The 19,415-nt window shown below is 63.4% G+C and carries 14 protein-coding genes; 12 read left to right on the top strand and 2 right to left on the bottom strand.

Annotation, left to right across the window (positions count from 1 at the left end; all coding sequences use genetic code 11):
* Nucleotides 1-6 precede the first annotated feature (6 nt).
* Nucleotides 7-1,011, top strand: a complete 1,005-nt coding sequence (locus AAAX77_RS00725) for a PLP-dependent transferase (protein ID WP_349104248.1) — start codon at nucleotides 7-9, stop codon at nucleotides 1,009-1,011.
* On the opposite strand, the gene AAAX77_RS00720 is transcribed toward AAAX77_RS00725, so the two are convergent.
* Entirely contained in the window at nucleotides 1,001-1,345 is a 345-nt protein-coding gene (locus AAAX77_RS00720) for a LysR family transcriptional regulator (protein WP_349104247.1), read from the bottom strand. The genes AAAX77_RS00725 and AAAX77_RS00720 overlap by 11 nt on opposite strands.
* Nucleotides 1,346-1,538: 193 nt before the next feature.
* Between AAAX77_RS00720 and AAAX77_RS00715 the strand changes: the two genes are divergently transcribed.
* From AAAX77_RS00715 to dnaG, 10 genes are all read left to right on the top strand, one after another.
* A complete protein-coding gene (locus AAAX77_RS00715; protein ID WP_035138103.1) occupies nucleotides 1,539-3,050 on the top strand; it encodes an IMP dehydrogenase in 1,512 nt (503 codons plus the stop codon).
* A gap of 373 nt (nucleotides 3,051-3,423) precedes the next feature.
* A complete protein-coding gene (gene leuS / locus AAAX77_RS00710) occupies nucleotides 3,424-6,000 on the top strand; it encodes a leucine--tRNA ligase (RefSeq protein WP_349104246.1) in 2,577 nt (858 codons plus the stop codon).
* A gap of 258 nt (nucleotides 6,001-6,258) precedes the next feature.
* Nucleotides 6,259-6,753, top strand: a complete 495-nt coding sequence (gene rimP / locus AAAX77_RS00705) for a ribosome maturation factor RimP (protein ID WP_152068090.1) — start codon at nucleotides 6,259-6,261, stop codon at nucleotides 6,751-6,753.
* Nucleotide 6,754: 1 nt separating this feature from the next.
* The gene (gene nusA / locus AAAX77_RS00700; RefSeq protein ID WP_006234042.1) at nucleotides 6,755-8,002 is read left to right on the top strand and encodes a transcription termination factor NusA; all 1,248 of its coding nucleotides are present in this window, start codon (nucleotides 6,755-6,757) and stop codon (nucleotides 8,000-8,002) included.
* Between the two features lie 91 nt (nucleotides 8,003-8,093).
* Nucleotides 8,094-10,808 carry a translation initiation factor IF-2 gene (infB, locus tag AAAX77_RS00695; RefSeq protein ID WP_271737825.1) on the top strand — a complete coding sequence of 905 codons (2,715 nt, stop codon included), beginning with the start codon at nucleotides 8,094-8,096 and terminating at the stop codon, nucleotides 10,806-10,808.
* A gap of 11 nt (nucleotides 10,809-10,819) precedes the next feature.
* Nucleotides 10,820-11,230 (top strand): 30S ribosome-binding factor RbfA, encoded by a 411-nt coding sequence (gene rbfA / locus AAAX77_RS00690; protein WP_349104244.1) that lies wholly within the window; start codon nucleotides 10,820-10,822, stop codon nucleotides 11,228-11,230.
* Nucleotides 11,223-12,266, top strand: a complete 1,044-nt coding sequence (locus AAAX77_RS00685; protein WP_349104243.1) for a DHH family phosphoesterase — start codon at nucleotides 11,223-11,225, stop codon at nucleotides 12,264-12,266. The genes rbfA and AAAX77_RS00685 overlap by 8 nt, the downstream gene beginning before the upstream one ends.
* Nucleotides 12,267-12,281: 15 nt before the next feature.
* Nucleotides 12,282-13,214, top strand: a complete 933-nt coding sequence (truB, locus tag AAAX77_RS00680) for a tRNA pseudouridine(55) synthase TruB (RefSeq protein WP_260698928.1) — start codon at nucleotides 12,282-12,284, stop codon at nucleotides 13,212-13,214.
* Nucleotides 13,211-14,218: a riboflavin biosynthesis protein RibF gene (gene ribF / locus AAAX77_RS00675; protein WP_349104242.1), complete on the top strand. Its 1,008-nt coding sequence runs from the start codon at nucleotides 13,211-13,213 to the stop codon at nucleotides 14,216-14,218. The genes truB and ribF overlap by 4 nt, the downstream gene beginning before the upstream one ends.
* Complete coding sequence (gene dnaG / locus AAAX77_RS00670; RefSeq protein WP_349104241.1) at nucleotides 14,211-16,319, top strand: DNA primase; 2,109 nt, start codon at nucleotides 14,211-14,213, stop codon at nucleotides 16,317-16,319. The genes ribF and dnaG overlap by 8 nt, the downstream gene beginning before the upstream one ends.
* Nucleotides 16,320-16,569: 250 nt before the next feature.
* Here dnaG and AAAX77_RS00665 read toward each other — a convergent pair whose 3' ends face one another.
* Nucleotides 16,570-17,832: an IS30 family transposase gene (locus AAAX77_RS00665; RefSeq protein ID WP_035137225.1), complete on the bottom strand. Its 1,263-nt coding sequence runs from the start codon at nucleotides 17,830-17,832 to the stop codon at nucleotides 16,570-16,572.
* Between the two features lie 230 nt (nucleotides 17,833-18,062).
* Between AAAX77_RS00665 and rpoD the strand changes: the two genes are divergently transcribed.
* A complete protein-coding gene (rpoD, locus tag AAAX77_RS00660) occupies nucleotides 18,063-19,412 on the top strand; it encodes an RNA polymerase sigma factor RpoD (RefSeq protein WP_349104239.1) in 1,350 nt (449 codons plus the stop codon).
* Nucleotides 19,413-19,415: the final 3 nt, after the last annotated feature.

Below are 19,415 nucleotides of genomic sequence, written 5' to 3'. Positions count from 1 at the left end.
TGCCGCGTGGACGTGCAACAGCTAGAAGAGGCTTGGGCTTTGAGAGCCGGCGCGCGTGAGGCGCGGTTGCTTGCGGCCTCGCATGTGCCAGCAGCGCTGCCGCAGCTGGGGATTGTGTGTCCCGGCGATCGTCTGGTTGCCTTTGCGGACGACTTTGCCGATGCGTTTGCGAGCGGATTTGACGGCTGCGATGTCGCGCTGGTGGGCTCGCCGTCCGCCGAGGCGTTTGCCGCTGCGTCCGAGGGTTTTGATGCTTCGTTTGATGCCGAGGGTCCGCACCTGTGGTGGTTCGTCAACTCCATCGGCGGGCTTGGTCTGCGTGTGCCCGACCTTCGCGCTCTGGGCCGCGCGGCTCGCGTGGCCCACGCGCTGTTTGTGGCGGATAACACGGTGGCGTCGGCTTTTGGCTGCGATTCACTGCGGCTGGGTGCTGCGCTGTCGCTTGAGGCGCTCGATCGCGTGTGCGCCGGCAAGGCTCCGCGCAAGTTGGTTGCCGTATCGGTCGCGCGCTCGCAGCTCAAGCGCCATCGCGTGGATGCCGCGGCTGAGTGCGCGCATGCCCTGCTTGAGGGCTGTGGCTTGGCCAAGCTTGATATGCCTGCTGACGAGGCCGGTGTGCTGGAGCGCGGGCTGGACACGCTCGATGCCCGCATGCAGGCGCATTTCGACCGCGCACGTGCGCTGGCCGAGTATCTGGCCGCCAATGAGATGGTGCGCAACGTGCGCTATCCCGGGCTGAGCTCGCATCCCGACCATGCGGCTGCAACGGGAATCCTCGAGCACGGCTTTGGCCCGGCAGTTGAATTTGATCTTATCGAGCGTAGTGCGTGCGAGCTGTTCGATGCTTTGCCCGGGGAGTTTCGCACATCGCTTGCCGGCGGCGCAACGACGCGCCTTTCAGCCCCAAGCGGCAAACAGGGGAGCACCATCCGCCTCTTCGCCGGCACCGACGACCCTTTACAGGTAGCCGCCACCCTCGACAACGCCCTTCGCAAGTTAGCTACTCTTTGATACTTGCGATGAGGGCGTCGGCTTTGGTGGCGATGACGTTGTTAATGTCGGCCTGCAGCTCTTCGTAGGCCGCTATGGCTCGCTCGCCGGCGGGGGTGAGGGTGGATCCGCGGGCGCCGTCGCGCTCGATGAGCTTGCAGCCCAGCTGCCCTTCCGCCTCGTTCACAATGCGCCAGGCTTTGGAGTATGCCATGCCCATGCTCTTGGCGGCACGGTTGAGCGAGTGCTCTCGGGCGATACCCTGCAGCAGCAAGACACAGCCGTGTCCAAACACGCCCGGCAGATCTTTGTCGCACGCTTGAATGACCAACTTTGCCGTCGTCTTGTACTCCATACGCTCCACGTCTCCCCGCTAAAGTGTTTGCTGGGCAAACGCAAAGCCTGCGTCAAACCCTCGTGTGCTCTTCTTAAATCATGCATTGTAGCAGTCAAAGTGCGTTAAGATACTTCCCCAGTATTGGGCGCCCAAGGTTGGGCTGGGTCCTACGAGGCCTGCAGCCGACCGGTCGCATGGAAAAAGGAGAAACATGGCTACGTTCTTTCCCGGTGAGTCCCACACGTTTTCGGAGTATCTGCTGGTCCCTGGTTACTCGTCCTCGCAGTGCATTCCCAACAACGTCTCTCTTAAGACGCCGCTAACCCGCTTTAAGCGCGGTGAGAAGCCGGCAATCACCCTGAACATCCCCATGGTTTCCGCCATCATGCAGTCCGTCTCGGGCGTCGACATGGGTGTCGCGCTCGCTACCGAGGGTGGCCTGTCCTTCATTTACGGTTCCCAGAGCGCCGAGTCCGAGGCCGCTATGGTCAAGGCCGTCAAGGATCACAAGGCCGGCTTCGTTCAGTCCGATTCCACCCTGACCCCCGACATGACTATGGAGCAGGTCATCGAGCTCAAGGAGAAGACCGGTCACTCCACCATGCCGGTCACCGACGACGGCACTCCCAAGGGTAAGCTCCTGGGCATCGTCACCAGCCGTGACTATCGCCCCAGCCGCGATGACCACCAGACGAAGGTCTCCGAGTTCATGACCCCGCGTGAGCAGCTCATCGTGGGCGACAAAAACATCAGCCTCAAGGTTGCCAATGACGTCATCTGGGACAACAAGCTCAACGCTCTGCCCATCGTCGACGACTACGATCACCTCATGGGTATCGTCTTCCGCAAGGACTACGACAGCCACAAGACCAACCCCAACGAGCTGCTCGACGGCGACAAGCGCTACATGGTCGGCGCCGGTATCAACACCCGCGACTATGCCGAGCGCGTGCCGCTGCTCATCGAGGCTGGTGCCGATGTCCTGTGCATCGACTCTTCCGAGGGCTTCAGCGAGTGGCAGAAGCGCACCATCGAGTGGATCCGCGCCAACTACGGCGAGGACGTCAAGGTCGGTGCCGGTAACGTTGTCGACGCCGAGGGCTTCCGCTTCCTGGCCGACTGTGGTGCCGACTTCATCAAGGTCGGTATCGGCGGCGGTTCCATCTGCATCACCCGTGAGACCAAGGGTATCGGCCGTGGCCAGGCCACCGCGCTGATCGATGTCTGCCGCGCTCGCGACGAGTACTACGAGGAGACCGGCGTCTACGTGCCCGTGTGCTCCGACGGCGGCATCGTTTATGACTACCACATGACGCTCGCCCTTGCCATGGGTGCCGACTTTATGATGCTGGGCCGTTACTTCGCCCGCTTTGACGAGAGCCCGACCGAGCGCGTCAACGTGAACGGTCAGTACATGAAGGAGTACTGGGGCGAGGGTTCTGCGCGTGCTCGCAACTGGCAGCGCTACGACCTGGGCGGCGCCGCGAAGCTCAGCTTCGTCGAGGGCGTCGACTCCTACGTCCCGTACGCCGGCTCCCTCAAGGACGGTGTGGGCGGCACGCTCTACAAGGTCAAGTCCACGATGTGCAACTGCGGTGCCCTCTCGATTCCCGAGCTCCAGGAAAAGGCACGCCTGACCCTGGTAAGCTCCACCTCCATCGTCGAAGGCGGCGCCCACGACGTAGTCGTCAAGGATTCCCAACAGAGCGTCAGCTACCGCTAAGCGGCTTTCCCAAGCACCGCACCTTGCCGTTCAAACCGTCGCTCGCGTACCAAAGTACGCGTCGCTCCTCTTTCACGGCAATCTGCGGCACTTGGAAAACCCGATCATGTTTGGGCGGGTAACAATTAGCGGTTGATTCACAACCACGTTATTTAGATAAAGCGAGATGCCTGCAAGTCGCAGGCATCTCGCTTGTTGTATTTGCTATCATCATGCGAGTTAACGATGTGGCGGGGCGTTCTTACCTTTGCTCGCTGCAAGTTCCGCACGAGCCGAAGAGCACTTAATGTGCTCTTCGTGCGAGCAGGACTGTCCGCAGCAGCGAGTAAAGGTAAGAACGCCCCGCCCCAACCCAGCTAACAAAGGAGCTGATATGTGCGATTGCACAGATCATAAGGACGAGATCCCTGCCTACGACGCGCAGGCCATTGAGTCCAGGTGGATGAAGGCCTGGGAGGACTCCAACCTCTTTGCCGTCGACACCGACGACAGCAAGCCCAAGAAGTACGTGCTCGAGATGTTCCCGTATCCGTCGGGCGACCTGCACATGGGCCATGCGCGCAACTATACCATCGGTGATGCCATGGCCCGTCAGGCCCGCATGCGCGGCTACGACGTGCTGCACCCCATCGGCTTTGACGCCTTTGGCCTGCCTGCCGAGAACGCCGCCATCAAGCACAACACGCAGGCTGCCGCCTGGACGTATAAGAACATGGACCAGGCGCTTGCCACGATGAAGCGCATGGGCTTCTCCTACGATCTGGATCGCATGGTCAAGACCTGCAGCCCTGACTACTACCGTTGGGGTCAGTGGATCTTTGAGAAGATGTGGGAAAAGGGCCTGGTCTATCGCAAGAAGAACCCGGTCAACTGGTGCCCCAACTGCAAGACCGTTCTGGCTAACGAGCAGGTTACCGAGGGCAAGTGCTGGCGCTGCGGCACCGAGCCCGAGAAGCGCGACCTTGAGCAGTGGTACTACAAGATTACCGAGTACTCTCAGGAGCTGCTCGACGACTTGGAGAAGCTCCCCGGCTGGCCCGAGCGCGTCAAGCAGATGCAGGCCAACTGGATCGGTCGCTCCGAGGGCGCCGAGGTCGACTTTACCCTGTGCGACCAGGATGGCGAGCCCATCGAGGGCGACGAGGGCAAGATTACCGTCTTCACCACGCGTGCCGATACCCTTTTTGGCGTCTCCTTCTTTGTCCTGGCTCCCGAGTACGCCGGCCTGCACGAGCTCGTCGAGGGCACGGAGTACGAGGAGGCCGTCACCAAGATCGTCGAGGACTCCAAGCATATCTCTGCCGTCGAGCGTGCCCAGGGCACCCTCGAGAAGCACGGTGCCTTCACGGGCCGCTATGTGGTAAACCCCGTCAACGGCGAGAAGGTCCCCGTGTGGGTTGCCGATTATGTCGTTGCCGACTACGGTACCGGTGCCGTCATGGCCGTTCCCTGTGGCGACCAGCGCGACTTTGAGTTTGCCCGTAAGTACGACCTGCCGATCGTGCCAATCATCCTGGACGACGATGACCGCGCAGCCGTCGAGGCTAATGGCGAGACCATCGATACCTTCCATGCCGAGACCGTCGACTGGGATTGCGCCCACGCTGCCGAGGGCACGCTCGTCCAGTCCGGCAAGTACACCGGCATGCGCGGCGGCAAGCACTCCGAGGGCGAGGCTGCGATCGTGGCCGACCTCGAGGCCATGGGCTGTGGTCGTCGCAAGGTCGAGTTCCGTCTGCGCGACTGGCTCATTTCCCGTCAGCGCTATTGGGGCAACCCCATCCCGGCCATCCACTGCGAGCACTGCGGCATCGTGCCCGTGCCCGAGGATCAGCTGCCGGTGACGCTGCCCGAGAACCTGGACCTGGGCGCTGGCGAAACCCTTGCCGAGTGCAAGGAGTTCTACGAGACCACCTGCCCGGTCTGCGGCCGCCCGGCCAAGCGCGAGACCGATACCATGGACACCTTTACCTGCTCCAGCTGGTATTACCTGCGCTATACCGATCCGCACAACACTGAGCTGCCCTTCTCCCGTGAGGCCGCCGACCGTTGGATGCCCGTCGATAACTACATCGGCGGCATCGAGCACGCCATTCTGCACCTGCTCTACAGTCGTTTCTTTACCAAGGCACTGCGCGATCTGGGCCTGCTGAGTGTGGACGAGCCCTTCACCAACCTGCTGTGCCAGGGCATGGTCAAGGACGAGAACGGCGATACCATGTCCAAGTCCAAGGGTAATGTCGTGCCCCCGAGCTCGGTCATCGAGCCCTACGGCGCCGACACCATGCGTCTGGCGATCCTGTTTATCGCCCCGCCCGAGAAGGACTTCGACTGGGACCCCAAGGCCGTCGAGGGCGCCAACCGCTTTATCAAGCGCGCCTGGCGTATCGTTTGGCAGCTCGTCCAGTCCGGCGATGCCAACGTGGCCTTCGACAAGTCCGCACTCGACGAGGTTGCGATGAAGCTCTATCGCGAGCGTCACCGCACCATCGCCAAGTGCACCGAGGACTTCGATCGCGGCCAGTTTAACACCGCGATCTCGGCCGTCATGGAGCTCGTCAACGCGGCGAGCGCCTACCTCAACGCCACCGAGGGTACCGCCCGCGACAAGGCGCTGTGCTACGGCGTGGCCAAGGACATCGTGAGCGTCCTTGCCCCCATCTGCCCGTTCTGGGCCGACGAGCTGTGGCACGAGGCGCTCGGCTGCGAGGGCAACGCCTATACCGCCGCCTGGCCCGAGTTCGACCTGGCCGAGTCCGTTGAGGACACGGTGCAGATCGTGGTCCAGGTGCTCGGCAAGGTCCGCGGCCGCGTCGACGTTGCCCGCGATGCCTCTAATGAGGATATGCAGGCTGCCGCCGAGGCCGCCGTCGCCAAGTGGCTCGAGGGCAAGACGGTCGTCAAGGCCATCTGCGTGCCCGGTAAGCTGGTCAACCTGGTGGTCAAGTAAGCACTGCGCGCTTAGCTGACGTGCTATAGGCGAGGGGCGATCCGGCTAGGTCGCCCCTCGTTTTTCATGTACCTGTCCTGGTGCCTGCGGTCAATTGTTCTATTCTTGTGGAGAACCTGTGCTCCCGCTGACCTGCAGGTTCGTACTGTGCTTGCACGTTTCCGCAGCTATTGGTATAGTTTGCTTGCAAATGAAGTTGTAATTGAAAGAAGTGGGGTTTCGGCCCCGCTTCTTTTTTGTATGGATGGAGGTGCCGCAATGGTCAAGACCAAGACCGAGCAGGCGATCATCGACGCGCTCGAGGCCGTCGCTCCCCAGCACGATATCGATATCGTCGACGTCGAGCTCGTGGGTGCCACCAAGGCCCCCTGCGTGCGTGTGCGTATCGAGGGTGCCGAGGGTCAGAGCCTGTCGCTCAACGACGTCACGGCCAACACAAAGTGGGTCGGCGATGTGATTGAGGAGCTCGATCCCATCTCTTCGAGCTATACGCTCGAGGTGTCGAGCCCGGGCATGGCGCGCCCGCTGCGCCGCCCGTGCGACTTTGCCCGCTTTGTGGGCGAGAATTGTGAGCTCACCTCCACCGCCACCGAGGGCCGTCGCAAGTACGCCGGCAAGATTGCCGCCGCCACCGAGACGAACGTGACCCTCGAGCTCGAGGACGGCGAGTCCGTTACCCTCGATTTCTCTGATGTTAAAAAGTGCAAGTTGAAGCCCACCTACGACTTCAAGCCCGCGAAGGAAGGAAAGTAAGATGGCAGCATCCGACATGATGTCCGCCCTGATGGAGCTTTGCCAGGAGAAGCACATCGACCAGCTCTACTTGATCGACCGCTTGGAGCAGTCGCTCGCCAAGAGCTATGCCGAGATCCTGCATCTTGAGTGGGGCGCCAAGGTGACCATCGACCGCACCACCGGCAAGATCTACGTCTACCGCCTGGAGCCGATCGACGATTCCATGGACGAGGAGGGCAACTTCACCGAGTTCGAGGAGATCGACGTCACCCCCAAGAATACGAGCCGCATCGCTGCCCAGCACGCCAAGGCCGAGATCAACGCCATCGTGCGTAACTCCGCCCGCGAGCAGATCTACGAGGAGTTCTCCGGCCGCATCGGTGACCTCATCAGCGGTACCGTGCTGCAGTCCACGCCCGACTTCACGATCGTCAAGATTCGCGAGGGCGTCGAGGCCGAGCTGCCGCACTTCGACCAGCGCCGTTACGAGAACGAGCGCAACGAGCGTCCGATGGGCGAGCGCTACCTGCACAACCAGCACATCAAGGCCGTGATCATCGACGTTCGCGACCCCAACTCCAACCTGCAGCCGGTTCGTGGCGAGCACAGCCGTCCGCCGATTGTCATCTCCCGTACCCACCCCGAGCTCATGCGTCGTCTATTTGAGCAGGAGGTGCCCGAGATCTATGAGGGCACCGTCCAGATCAAGTCGATCGCCCGCGAGCCCGGTCAGCGCTCCAAGGTCGCCGTCCACTCGCTCGACGACCGTCTGGATCCCGTGGGCGCCTGCGTCGGCCCCAAGGGCAGCCGTGTTCGCGCTGTCGTGGGCGAGCTCCGCGGCGAGCGCGTCGACGTCATCCTGTGGGATGCCGATCCTGCCGTCTACGTTGCTAACGCCCTGTCGCCCGCTAAGGTCACCCGCGTCCTCATCGACGAGGAGAAGGCCTACGCCGGCGTCATCGTGCCCGACGACCAGCTGTCCCTCGCCATCGGCAAGGAGGGCCAGAACGCCCGCCTCGCCGCGCGCCTGACCGGCTGGCACATCGACATCAAGTCCGAGACGCTTGCCGCCGACATCCTCAAGAACGTTCCCGTTCACGAGGAGCCCGCCGCCGACCTGATCGGTGACGAGGAGGACGAGGACGTCCGCCGCTGCGAGTACGTGTCCGAGGACGGCATCCAGTGCCGAAACCAGGCTCGTCCCGGCTCCCGTTTCTGCGGTGTCCACGACACCGACGCCTTCGATGATGCGGAGGACCTGATCTAGCGCGCGGTCGCGCCGGGCGGGTCCCGGCGCGTCTCCCACGCTCGTTCAGTCTCTAGGCACCCAAGGTGCCAGAAAGGGTAGGTGAAGTCATATGGCAAAAGTCCGTGTGTCCACCCTGGCCAAAGAGTTCGGCATGACCTCCAAGGAACTGATGGGTCATCTTGCCGATATGAAGATTCCCGCTAAGTCCGCTTCCTCCACCTTGGAGGACGCCTATGTCGCCATGGTCCGCAAGCAGCTCGCCTCGGTAATCGAGGCCCGCGCTCAGGAAGTCGAGGCCGCCAAGCAGGCTGAGGAGCAGGCAGCTGCCGCCGAGGAGGCCGCTCGCGCCGCCGAGGCCGAGCGCGAGCGCATCGCCGCCGAGAAGGCCCGCGAGGAGGAGCGTCGCCAGTTTGCCGCAGCCCAGGCTGCTGAGGAGGCTGCCCGCGCCGAGGCCGAGGCCAAGAAGAAGGCCGAGCAGGAGCGCCTTGCCCGTGAGAAGGAGGAGGCTGCCCGCGAGGCCCAGCGCCGCGCCGTTCCCGCTTCCGACTCCGGTTCGCGCTTCCGTTCGCTGCTCGACCAGATCGCCGCACAGGAGACCGTGCTCAAGGAGAAGAAGGACGCCGAGGACAAGGCCAAGGCCGAGCGCGCCGCAGAGCGCGGTAACCGTCGTGGCGGCAACAACGATCGCCGCGGTGGCCGTCGTAACGATCGCAACGCTTCCGACAACAACTCCGAGCGCAACGCCTCCGAGAGCCGTCCGCACAGCCATCGCACCAACGCCAGCAACAACGTCGCTGCCGGCATGGACTTCCCCAACCCCGATAAGCAGGGCAAGGGCAAGAAGCGCAAGGGCGGTCACAACAACGAAGAGGATCACTACAGCCGCATGGCTCGCGAGGCCGAGGAGTACAGCCGCGAGAAGGTGCTCGAGGAGGCTCGTGCCGCCGTCGAGGAGGCCTCTCGCGAGTCCACCGGTCGCCGCAAGAAGCGCAAGGAGAAGCGCGAGCGCGAGGCTGCCAAGGCTCAGGAGGAGCGCAAGATAGAGGAGGCGCTGGCCCAGGGCGTGAACCCCGAGGACCTCGACGCCATCAAGGTCTCCCAGGGCGTTACCGTCCAGGAGCTTGCCGAGGCGCTCGATGTTCCGGCCAACGACATCATCAAGCGCCTGTTCCTGCTGGGCACGCCGCTCACGATGACGCAGTCCATGTCCGACGACCTTGTCGAGCTCGTTGCCGACGACCTGGGCCGTCAGATTAAGATCATCACCCCCGAGGAGGAGAACACCTTCTCGTTCTACGACGATCCCGCCGACCTTAAGCCGCGCGCCCCGGTCGTCACCGTCATGGGCCACGTCGACCACGGCAAGACGTCGCTGCTCGACGCCATCCGTCACACCGGCGTCGCTGCCGGCGAGGCGGGCGGCATTACGCAGGCCATCGGCGCTTCGCAGGTCATGATCAACGATCGCAAGATCACCTTTATCGATACCCCCGGTCACGCCACCTTTACGGCTATGCGTGCCCGTGGCGCCAAAGTGACCGACATCGTCATTCTGATCGTGGCCGCCGACGACGGCGTCATGCCCCAGACCGTCGAGTCGATCAACCACGCCAAGGCTGCCGGCGTACCCATCGTCGTCGCCGTCAACAAGATCGATAAGCCCGGCGCCAACCCCGACCGTGTGCGTCAGGAGCTCACCGAGTACGGCGTCATCCCCGAGGAGTGGGGCGGACAGAATATGTTCGTCAACATCTCGGCCAAGCAGAAGATCGGTATCGACGACCTTCTGGAGACCGTGCTGCTCCAGGCCGATGTACTCGAGCTCAAGGCCAACCCGGACACCTTTGCCTCCGGCAACGTCCTCGAGGCCAAGCTCGACAAGGGCCGCGGCTCGGTCGCTACCGTGCTCGTGACCCGCGGTACCCTGCACGTGGGCGATACGCTGGTCGCCGGCCTTACCTACGGTCGCGTCCGCGCCATGCTCGACCCCAAGGGCCGTGCCGTCACCGAGGCTGGTCCCTCCGACGCCGTCGAGATCCTGGGCCTGCAGTCCGTGCCCAACGCCGGTGACGAGTTCCGCGTGTTCGAGGACGAGCGCGAGGCTCGCGCCCTTGCCGACGAGCGTTCGCTGAAGGCCCGTATCGAGGAGCAGAGCCGCGTCAAGCACGTCACGCTCGAGAACCTCTTCGAGACCATTGCCGACGCCGAGGTCAAGGAACTCAACCTGATCATCAAGGCCGACGTCCAGGGTTCCATCGAGGCTCTTCAGGACTCGCTCGACAAGATGGATCAGTCCGAGGTCCGCATCAACACGATCCACTCCGCTGTCGGTGCCATCAACGAGACCGACGTCGTCCTGGCCGACGCCTCCAACGCCATCATCATCGGCTTTGGCGTTCGTCCCGACGGCAAGGCCCGCTCCGCCGCCGAGCGCGAGGGCGTCGAGATCCGTTGCTACGACGTCATCTACAAGTGCCTCGAGGACCTCGACGCTGCCCGTATCGGCATGCTCAAGCCCACCGAGGTTGAGGTCTCCACGGGCACTGCGACCGTCCTGGACACCTTCAAGGTGCCCAAAGTCGGCATCGCCGCCGGTGTCCGCGTCGAAGAGGGTGAAATCGCTGCGACCGATTCCGTACGCCTGGTGCGCGACGGCATCGTGGTCTTCAACGGTAAAATCGCTTCGATGCGTCACTACAAGGACGAGGCCAAGAGCCTCAAGAGCGGCTCCGAGGGCGGTATTGGCCTGGAGAACTTCCAGGACATCAAGCCTGGCGACACCATTGAGGGCTACCGCATCGACCAGGTTGCCCGTACCGAGTAGGGGGTAGCGCTATGAAGCAAACGCAGGCAACCCGCCGTCTGGGCGAGCAGCTTCGCGAGAAGCTCGGTTATATCCTGCTCTTTGAGGTTTCCGATCCGCGTCTCGACCTGGTCACCTTGACCGCGGTCGAGGTCGCGGTGGACCGTTCGTTCGCGCGCGTGTACGTGTCGTGCGACGCGAGCCGCTACGATGAGGTCATGGAGGCGCTCGCCAGCGCCAAGGGTCGCATCCGTAGCCTGTTGGCCCGCTCGCTCGATTGGCGCGTCACGCCCGATCTCGATTTTCGCATCGATCGCTCGACCGATGAGGCCGAGCGCATCACGCGCGCGCTGGAAAACGTTCCCGCCACGCTTGCGATCGAAAAGGACGAGGACGGCTATCCCATAGCGGATGCCGCCCAGGAGGCAGCTTTAGATGACTAATTCCGCCGACCTCGCCTCGTGCGAGTCTGCAGATATTCAGCGACGCATCCTCGAGCTCATCGAGGGTGCGTCCTCCATTGCGATTTCGGGACATACTTCTCCCGATGGCGATGCCTTGGGCTCCGTATTGGGTCTGGGCCTTTCGCTCATGAAGTTTTTCCCCAACAAGGACATTGCCCTGCTGCTGGCAGACGATGACCCAGTTCCGCGCATCTACCGCTTTATGGAAGGCTCCGATCGTCTGGTGCCGGCATCTGCGTACACCGGCAATCCTGACCTGTTCATCTCGGTGGACGTGCCGGTCGTCGAGCGCCTCAATAATTCCGCCGAGGTGCTTCGCCGCTCCAAGCATGTGGTGTGCTTTGATCACCATCCGGCGCGCGAGGAGTTTGCCGAGCTCAGCCTGAGGCGCGTCGAAGCTGCAGCCTGCGCTATGATCATCGACCGCTTCTTGGACAATTGTGGCATTGTCGCACGTGATGGCGTTGCGACCTGCCTGCTGTGTGGCTTGGTTACCGATACCGGCCGTTTTCAGTACCAAAACGCCGATGCCGCCGCGTTCCATGCGGCCTCGCGCCTGGTGGCGCACGGTGCCGATCCGGCGCGCGTTGCGCTCGAGGTCTACCAGAGCATGCGCGTTGAGTTTTTGCACCTCAAGTCCATCGTTATGGGCCGCATTAAGACGGTCGCGCATGGGCGCGTGGCGTATAGCTACGCGTACCAGAGTGACCTTGAGGCTTGCGGTGTCACCTCGGATGAGTGCGATGGCCTGGTTGACGTGGTGCGCTCGGTGATGGGCGTCGAGGTTTGCATGTTCTTAAAGGGCATTGAGGGCGATACCAAGGTGCGTGGCAACCTGCGCTCCAAGGGCGACCTCGATGTGTCCGAGATTGCTGCCAATTTTGGCGGTGGCGGGCATCATGCCGCCGCCGGCTTTTCCAACAACGGAACAATTCTCGAGACGCTCACCGTGGCACTTCCCATGCTGGCCGAGCTGGTAGGGGAGGATCCCGCTTTGGTGACCGTCGAGCTTTAACTTTTTGGATGGTACATGGCTCGTCGTACGCCTTCACAACTGAATATGCTGCTCGCTGTCGATAAGCCGGTGGGCTGCACGTCCCACGATGTGGTCTCGCAATGCCGACGCGCCCTCCATGAGCGGCGTGTCGGCCATGCCGGCACGCTCGACCCCATGGCATCTGGCGTCATGGTGGTGGGTGTGGGCCAGGCCACCCGTCTGCTGGGCATGCTCACGCTCGATACCAAAAGCTACGTCGCCGATATTTCGTTTGGCGCCGAGACCAATACCGATGATGCGGAGGGCGAGGCGGTCCGCACGGTGGCTGTTGCCAACGAGCTCCGCGATCCTGCCTATGCTCGTGAGCGCTTGGCCGCCATGCTGGGCCCGCAGATGCAGGTGCCGCCGGCGTTTTCTGCTATCTCGGTCAATGGCGTTCGCGCCTACAAGTCTGCTCGCGAGGGCAATGCGGTGGACCTACCTCCGCGCCCCGTCGAGGTCTATGCCGCCGACCTGATCGCCGTGGGCGGCGAAGGTGATACGTGTGTGTGGACCGTGGCGTTCTCGGTGAGCAAGGGCACCTATATCCGTGCGCTCGCTCGCGACCTGGGCCGCGCTTGCGATAGCGCCGCGCATATTTCCGCGCTGCGCCGCACGGCCTCCGGTGTTGTTTCCATTGGCGCCTGTCATGCGGTCGAGGAGCTTTCTCCCGAGTCCGCGGCTGGCTTTGCCCTGGATCCCATTGCGGCCCTGGGCGCCACACGTGTTGACTTGCCGGGCAATCTTGCCGACGACCTGCTCTGCGGCCGACGCATTCCCGTTGAGCGTGCGCTTGCCGATTTCGATTCCTCGAAGGCGCCGTTTGCGTTGGTGCTCGATGGGGGACTCAAGGCGCTCGCCCGCATTGAGGGCGGCCGCTTTGTCATGGAGCACGTGTTTCCGCAGGCAATCGGCGGTGTTCGATGATGTTGTCCGCTCGCGAGCTCGCGCGTGTCTTTTTCGCGGGCGAGTCGGACGAGGCTCGCATCGTTCCTGCCGATACGTTTGATGAGTGTGAGCACTTGGGTGCCGCTTCAATCGCCATTGGCGTGTTCGACGGCGTTCACCGTGGACACCAGGAACTCATCCAAGCGCTTGTCCGTGATGCGCATGCTCACGGCTGCAAGGCAGTCGTGGTCACTTTCGATCCCGACCCGGACGTAGTGGTGAGCCCTTCGCCCGCTCAAAAATTGATGACGACGGCCGACCGTCTGCATGCCCTGGCTCTCACCGGGGTCGATGCGGTCGTGGCCGTTCCCTTTACGCCTGCGGTGGCGGCTCTCGACCACGTGGGTTTTCTTGAGCTGCTTTCGCGCGTCGTCGATATCCGCTCGATTCGCGTTGGCAGCGACTTTAGGTTGGGTCGCGGCGGCGCCTCGGGCGTTGCCGAGATGCAGGCGTGGGGAGCCACGCGCGGTGTAGACGTCTTTGGCCACAAGCTGCTGTGCGTCGATGGGCAGACGATCTGTGCCACCCGTATTCGCCAGGAGCTCCGCCAGGGTCATGTTGAGCTTGCCGCCGAGCTGCTCGGCCGCCCGTATATGTTGCGAGGTATTGTTGCCGGCGGTCGTCACCAGGGTTCCGACATGGGTTTTCCCACGGCAAATATTCAGGTGCGCGAGGGTATTCAGGTTCCTGCCGATGGCGTCTACGAGGGCCTTGTGCTGGTCGACGATACCGTGTGGCCTGCCGCCGTCAACGTGGGCCTGCCGCCGACGTATGCCGACGACGCCGCCTCGGCGCATCTCGAGGCCAACTTGATCGGGTATGCGGGCGACCTGTACGGCGCCTCGGTGTCGTTGGCGTTTACGCGTTGGCTGCGCCCTTCGCGCGTGTTCGATTCGTTGGACGAGCTTATCGCGACCGTCGAGGGTAATATCGAGGACATTCGTCACAACTTGGGCGAGCAGGGGGTGAGCATCCGTGATTAGCGTTGAGGAGAAAGACCAGGTACGCGCTGCGTCTGACCTAGTCGCCATCGTGCAGGAAACGGTTGAGCTCAAGCCTCGCGGCCATGAGTTTTGGGGCTGCTGCCCCTTTCATGGCGAAAAGACGCCGTCCTTCCACATTATTCCCGCCACGCAGGTGTGGCATTGCTTTGGCTGCGGCGAGGGTGGCGACGTCTTCACCTATATCATGAAGCGCGAGAACCTGAGCTTTCCCGAGTCAATCCGTTATTTGGCCGATCGCGCGGGTATTGAGCTGCATGACACCGGAGATCGCCGCGAGCGCGGTACCAAGCGTGCCCGAATCTACGATCTGTGCGCCGAGACCGCCCAGTTCTACCACACCATGCTTATGCGCGGTAAGGACGGCCGTCCGCGCGAGTACTTTGCCAGCCGCGGCATGGGCGGCGACGTCTGCCGCCGCTACTGCCTGGGCTTTGCGCCGGGTCGCAACGCGCTGGTGTCGCACCTGTCCCAGGCGGGTTTTACCCCGCAGGAGATGATCGACGCCAATGTTGCCGTGAGCCGCGGGCGCGGGCAGCTTGCCGACCGCTTCTACGACCGCGTGATGTTTCCCATCTTTGACGAGCAGGGTCACAACATTGCCTTTGGCGGGCGCATCATGGGTGACGGCCAACCCAAGTACCTCAACACCGCCGAGACGAGCGTGTTTCATAAAAAGCGAAACCTCTACGGCTTTAATTGGGCCAAGGAGTTTATTGTCGCGCAGGATACCGCCATCGTGGTAGAGGGCTATACCGACTGCATCGCCTGTTGGGAGGCGGGGATTAAAAACGTCGTCGCCACGCTGGGCACCGCGCTCACGGAGCATCACGTCAAGACGCTCACCCGCTTTGCCAAGCGCATCGTGTACATGTTCGATGGTGACGCCGCCGGCCAAAAGGCCGCTCGCCGTGCGATTCAGTTTATCGAGCAGGATTCTATGGACCTGCGCTGCGTGGTGCTGCCCGACGGCAACGATCCCATGGAGTTCATCACCGCGCATGGTGGCGAGGCATTGCAGGCGCGCATCGATGCCTCCGAGCCCCTCATGGACTTTGTGTACCGTTCGCTGCAGGAGTCGAGTGACATCACCACGCCGGGCGGTCGCGCCAAGGCGCTGGAGGATGCGCTGACGCTTATCTATCCGTTGCGCGACAGCTATATGATCGACACGTACTTTATCCAGATTGCCGACCTGTTGGGTTTGGATCTGGAGACAGTGCGTGCGAGCTCGGGTCGCGTGTTTCGCGATGTCGCCAAGCGCGAGGATGCGGAACGACGTCGTGAGCAGAACTTTGAGCGCCAGCGGGCGCAGGCCGAGCGCTCTGGTAGCGCGGGCAGTCGGGCATTGGGTTCCCGCGATGCCGGTCGCGGTGCTTGGGCATCGGGCGCTACGCCGCCGGTGTCCGAGCCGGTCGAAGAAGAGCCGTACGACTACGTCCCGCTCGATGCCTACGATGCCGCGCCCGTGGAGGTCGTCGACGACCTGCCGCCGATCGACGTGCCTGATGGTATGGGCTCTGTTCCTGTGCCTGATGGTTCGGACGCACCGGCTACGGCGGCGCCGATGGTCTTGACCGATCTAGAGCGCAAGTCCTTGGCAGGGGAGCGCGAACTGTTGACCATGCTCACGAGCTACCCCGACCTGTTCCGCACGTATGCCGACCGCATCTGCTCCATCGAGTGGGTTGACCCACGTCACGAGTCCATCGCGTGGGCTGTTCTGGCAACGCCGCCGGGAACCGATCCTGCAGCCTGCATGGATGCGGCGCGCTCGGTGTGTCCCGAGGCGGCAACGCTTGTGAGTGCCGGGCGCATCTCGGCGACGAGCAAGCACCCCACCGAGACGAACATCGTGTTTATGCTCGATACGCTCGAGCTCTACACCATCAAGCGCCGCATGCGTGCCGCACAGGCCAAGCTGCGCCAGGATCGTTCGCTCGATGATGAGGCCCGTCGCGCGCTGACCGTGCAGGCCGCGCAGGATTCGCAGCGTCAACGCGAGTTGCAAAAGTCGATCGGCGGCGTGGCGGACCCGTTCCGTTTGATCGGCCTGGAGGCCGCAGGCACCGAACAAGCCTAGATGTTGTGGTTAACCAGCGTATTCTCGGTTGATTTTCAATCTCAACGCAACAGCCTGAACGGACCCCGCGTTTCCGCAGCTAGCGCAACGCGGAAATAGCTCCCGGCACCTGGCCATCACTTCGTTTCCGCAGGTGGAGGGGCTGTGGAGTCCGGTGCCCCCATGCCGCCGCCGCATGCTCCGCCAGCCCGCCGCGCAGCCGTTCCGGACTCAGCGCACGGGCCCTCCGGCCCATGTCCCGGCCCGCCGCCTATCCCGCCAGCGGCCCCTCGCCCCTCGCGGCCCTGGCCCTTTCGATGCAGCCGGGCGTGAGGTCGAGCTCGCCGGGCGCCAGCTCCTCTATCCCGAACGCGTCCATGAGGGCGGAGGCGTCCTCCCCGAGGGCCATCCGCAGCACGCGCGCCGGCGTCAGGAACCCGAGCGCCCCCCTCGGTTCGGAGTTCACCTGCGACATGAGCAGCGCGCAGTCCGCCGCCGTCAGCCGGTCGAACCTGGCCCCGGCGCCCTTGGGCAGCAGCTTCCTGATCTCCACGTGGTTCTTCTCGCACGCGCCCTTCTGCTGGCTCTGCCGGGGGTCGCAGTAGAAGAGCCTGGTCTCGCCGTCCCGCTCGCCGAGCAGCGCCGCGATGGCGCCCTCGTCGGCGAACTCGCTCCCGTTGTCGGTGAGCACGGCGCCGAAGGCGCGCCTCGCGCCGTCCTCGCCGAGGACCCCGCGCAGGGAGGAGAGCGCCGCCAGGACCGAGGCGCACGTGCCGTCCGGCAGCGGCAGGGCCAGCTGGAAGCGGCTCGGGCGGTGCAGGAGCGTGAGGAGCCTGGCGGAGTCGCCCCTGGAGCCCTCGACGGTGTCCATCTCCCAGGCCGCGGCGCAGGCGTCCTCGCCGAGCGCGAGGAACGACGCGTGCGACCTGCGCGCCGAGTGGGACGTCGCCCTCTTCGGGGCCCGGCGCGACCTCGGCCTGTAGCCGACCTTGCGCCTGAGCTCCATGTTCGTCATGCCGTCGTAGCCGGCGTCCACCCACCTGTAGACGGTGGAGGCGCTGAGCCCGGGGGTCGTCGCCGCTATCTGCTGCGGGGAGAGCCCGCGCGCGAGCCCGTCCCTGATGGCCGCGAGCTTGGCGGCGGCGCCCTCCTCGGTCTCGTCGATCCCGGACCTGCTCGCCGAGAGCTCGGCGTCGGCCGCCTCCTGCGCCCTCCTGGCGCTGTAGAACACCCTGGGCCTCCTCGAGCAGCCGTAGCCCCTCCTGTGCGAGCAGCCGTTGCAGCACCTCGGCCACGCGGAGAGCCTGGGGCAGGCCCCCGACAGGTCCGCGGGCGCGGGCTCGCCGTAGCGCGAGCGCGGCGCGGTGACGTAGCGGTGCGCCGCCACCTCCCTGGTCACGGTCGAGGGCGACCTGCCGAGCTCCGCGGCGATCTCGCGGGCGCTGCGGTTGCGGTCGAGCATCCTCTCGACCGTGTTCCTCTCGTGCCTCGTGAGCCTCCCGTACGACCTTCCGGACGGCTTGGGTCTGGACATGCCGGCCTCCCTCCATCGCGGGCCGGGGGATTCCGGCCCCTCTGGGGTTGCCTACCCGGATTCGCGCCTCAGGACTCAGCGCAACGCGTTGCGCTGAGTCCTGAGGCTGTTGCAATGAAAATGAGAATCAAGGCCAGCGTATTCTCGCCTATATCCAGTCCTCTTTTTGGGTATAGACGTCAATGTGTGTGCTAAAGTATTGAGTCCTGTGGACTATGAAGGGAGAATCTGTGCCAAAAAAGACTGAGAGCACGGGTACTGGGCTGGAATCCTACGTTGCAAAGCTCATGGGCAACAGCTCAAACAGGACTTCGGTAACCGAGGACGAGATTCAGGTCGCCCTGAAGGATATCGATGTTTCTGACGAGCAGCTCACCGCGGTGTATTCCGCGCTGCGCAACAGCGGCATCCAGATTATCTCCGCGAGCGGTAACGACGACGCCCCCATGGACGTCGACGATGACGATACCGATTCTGATACCGACGATTTCGATGACGACGATGAGCACGATTCCGGCTCGCTCGACGATCACGAGCTCAAGATGGCCCGTCAGGCCGACGCCGAGATGGGTTCTTCCAAGAGCAAGAAGAAGCGCACCGTGCGCACGTCCCGTTCACGCTCCCGCGTGCGCGGCATCGATGCCTCCACGGTGATGCTGACCGGCGATCCGGTCCGTATGTACCTCAAGGAGATTGGCAAGGTCGACCTGCTGACCGCCTCCGAAGAGGTCGATCTGGCCATGAAGATCGAGGCCGGTCTTGAGGCCACCGAGAAGCTCGAGGCTGCCGATGCTGGTGAGCTCGAACTCACGCGTGCCGAGATGCGTCGTCTTACGCGCATTGAGAACGTGGGCCTCGAAGCCAAGCAAGCGCTCATCAGCGCAAACCTGCGTCTGGTCGTCTCCATCGCCAAGCGCTATGTCGGTCGCGGCATGCTGTTCCTGGACCTGATCCAGGAGGGCAACCTCGGTCTGATTCGCGCCGTCGAGAAGTTCGACTACCAGAAGGGCTTTAAGTTCTCCACGTACGCCACGTGGTGGATCCGTCAGGCCATCACGCGCGCTATCGCCGACCAGGCCCGTACCATCCGTATTCCCGTGCACATGGTCGAGACCATCAACAAGCTCGTCCGTGTGCAGCGCCAGCTCCTTCAGGACCTGGGTCGCGACCCGACCCCCGAGGAGATCGGTGCCGAGATGGACATGAGCGCCGACCGCGTCCGCGAGATCCAGAAGATCTCGCAGGAGCCCGTGTCGCTCGAGACCCCCATCGGCGAGGAAGAGGATTCTCAGCTGGGCGACTTCATCGAGGACTCCCAGGCTATCGTTCCGCCCGATGCGGCCAGCTTCTCCATGCTGCAGGAGCAGCTCACCCAGGTGCTCGATTCGCTTGCCGATCGTGAGCGCAAGGTTATCGAGCTGCGCTTTGGCCTTGTCGACGGACATCCCCGTACGCTCGAGGAAGTCGGTCGCGAGTTTGGTGTCACGCGCGAGCGCATCCGCCAGATTGAGTCCAAGACCCTGGCCAAGCTCCGCCATCCCAGCCGTAGCAGCAAGCTGAAGGACTATATCGAGAGCTAGTCA

Source organism: Collinsella sp. CLA-ER-H6 (assembly GCF_040092305.1).
Classification (GTDB): Bacteria; Actinomycetota; Coriobacteriia; order Coriobacteriales; family Coriobacteriaceae; genus Collinsella.
The sequence above is the reverse complement of the archived record's forward strand: the minus strand, read 5'-3'. Positions and strand labels throughout refer to the sequence as shown.

Excerpts from the sequence above, each read along its gene's own strand:
- AAAX77_RS00720 (WP_349104247.1), bottom strand. The coding sequence starts at position 1,345 with ATGGAGTACAAGACGACGGCAAAGTTGGTCATTCAAGCGTGCGACAAA.
- AAAX77_RS00715 (WP_035138103.1), top strand. The coding sequence starts at position 1,539 with ATGGCTACGTTCTTTCCCGGTGAGTCCCACACGTTTTCGGAGTATCTG.
- leuS (WP_349104246.1), top strand. The coding sequence starts at position 3,424 with ATGTGCGATTGCACAGATCATAAGGACGAGATCCCTGCCTACGACGCG.
- rimP (WP_152068090.1), top strand. The coding sequence starts at position 6,259 with ATGGTCAAGACCAAGACCGAGCAGGCGATCATCGACGCGCTCGAGGCC.
- nusA (WP_006234042.1), top strand. The coding sequence starts at position 6,755 with ATGGCAGCATCCGACATGATGTCCGCCCTGATGGAGCTTTGCCAGGAG.
- infB (WP_271737825.1), top strand. The coding sequence starts at position 8,094 with ATGGCAAAAGTCCGTGTGTCCACCCTGGCCAAAGAGTTCGGCATGACC.
- rbfA (WP_349104244.1), top strand. The coding sequence starts at position 10,820 with ATGAAGCAAACGCAGGCAACCCGCCGTCTGGGCGAGCAGCTTCGCGAG.
- AAAX77_RS00685 (WP_349104243.1), top strand. The coding sequence starts at position 11,223 with ATGACTAATTCCGCCGACCTCGCCTCGTGCGAGTCTGCAGATATTCAG.
- truB (WP_260698928.1), top strand. The coding sequence starts at position 12,282 with ATGGCTCGTCGTACGCCTTCACAACTGAATATGCTGCTCGCTGTCGAT.
- ribF (WP_349104242.1), top strand. The coding sequence starts at position 13,211 with ATGATGTTGTCCGCTCGCGAGCTCGCGCGTGTCTTTTTCGCGGGCGAG.
- AAAX77_RS00665 (WP_035137225.1), bottom strand. The coding sequence starts at position 17,832 with ATGTCCAGACCCAAGCCGTCCGGAAGGTCGTACGGGAGGCTCACGAGG.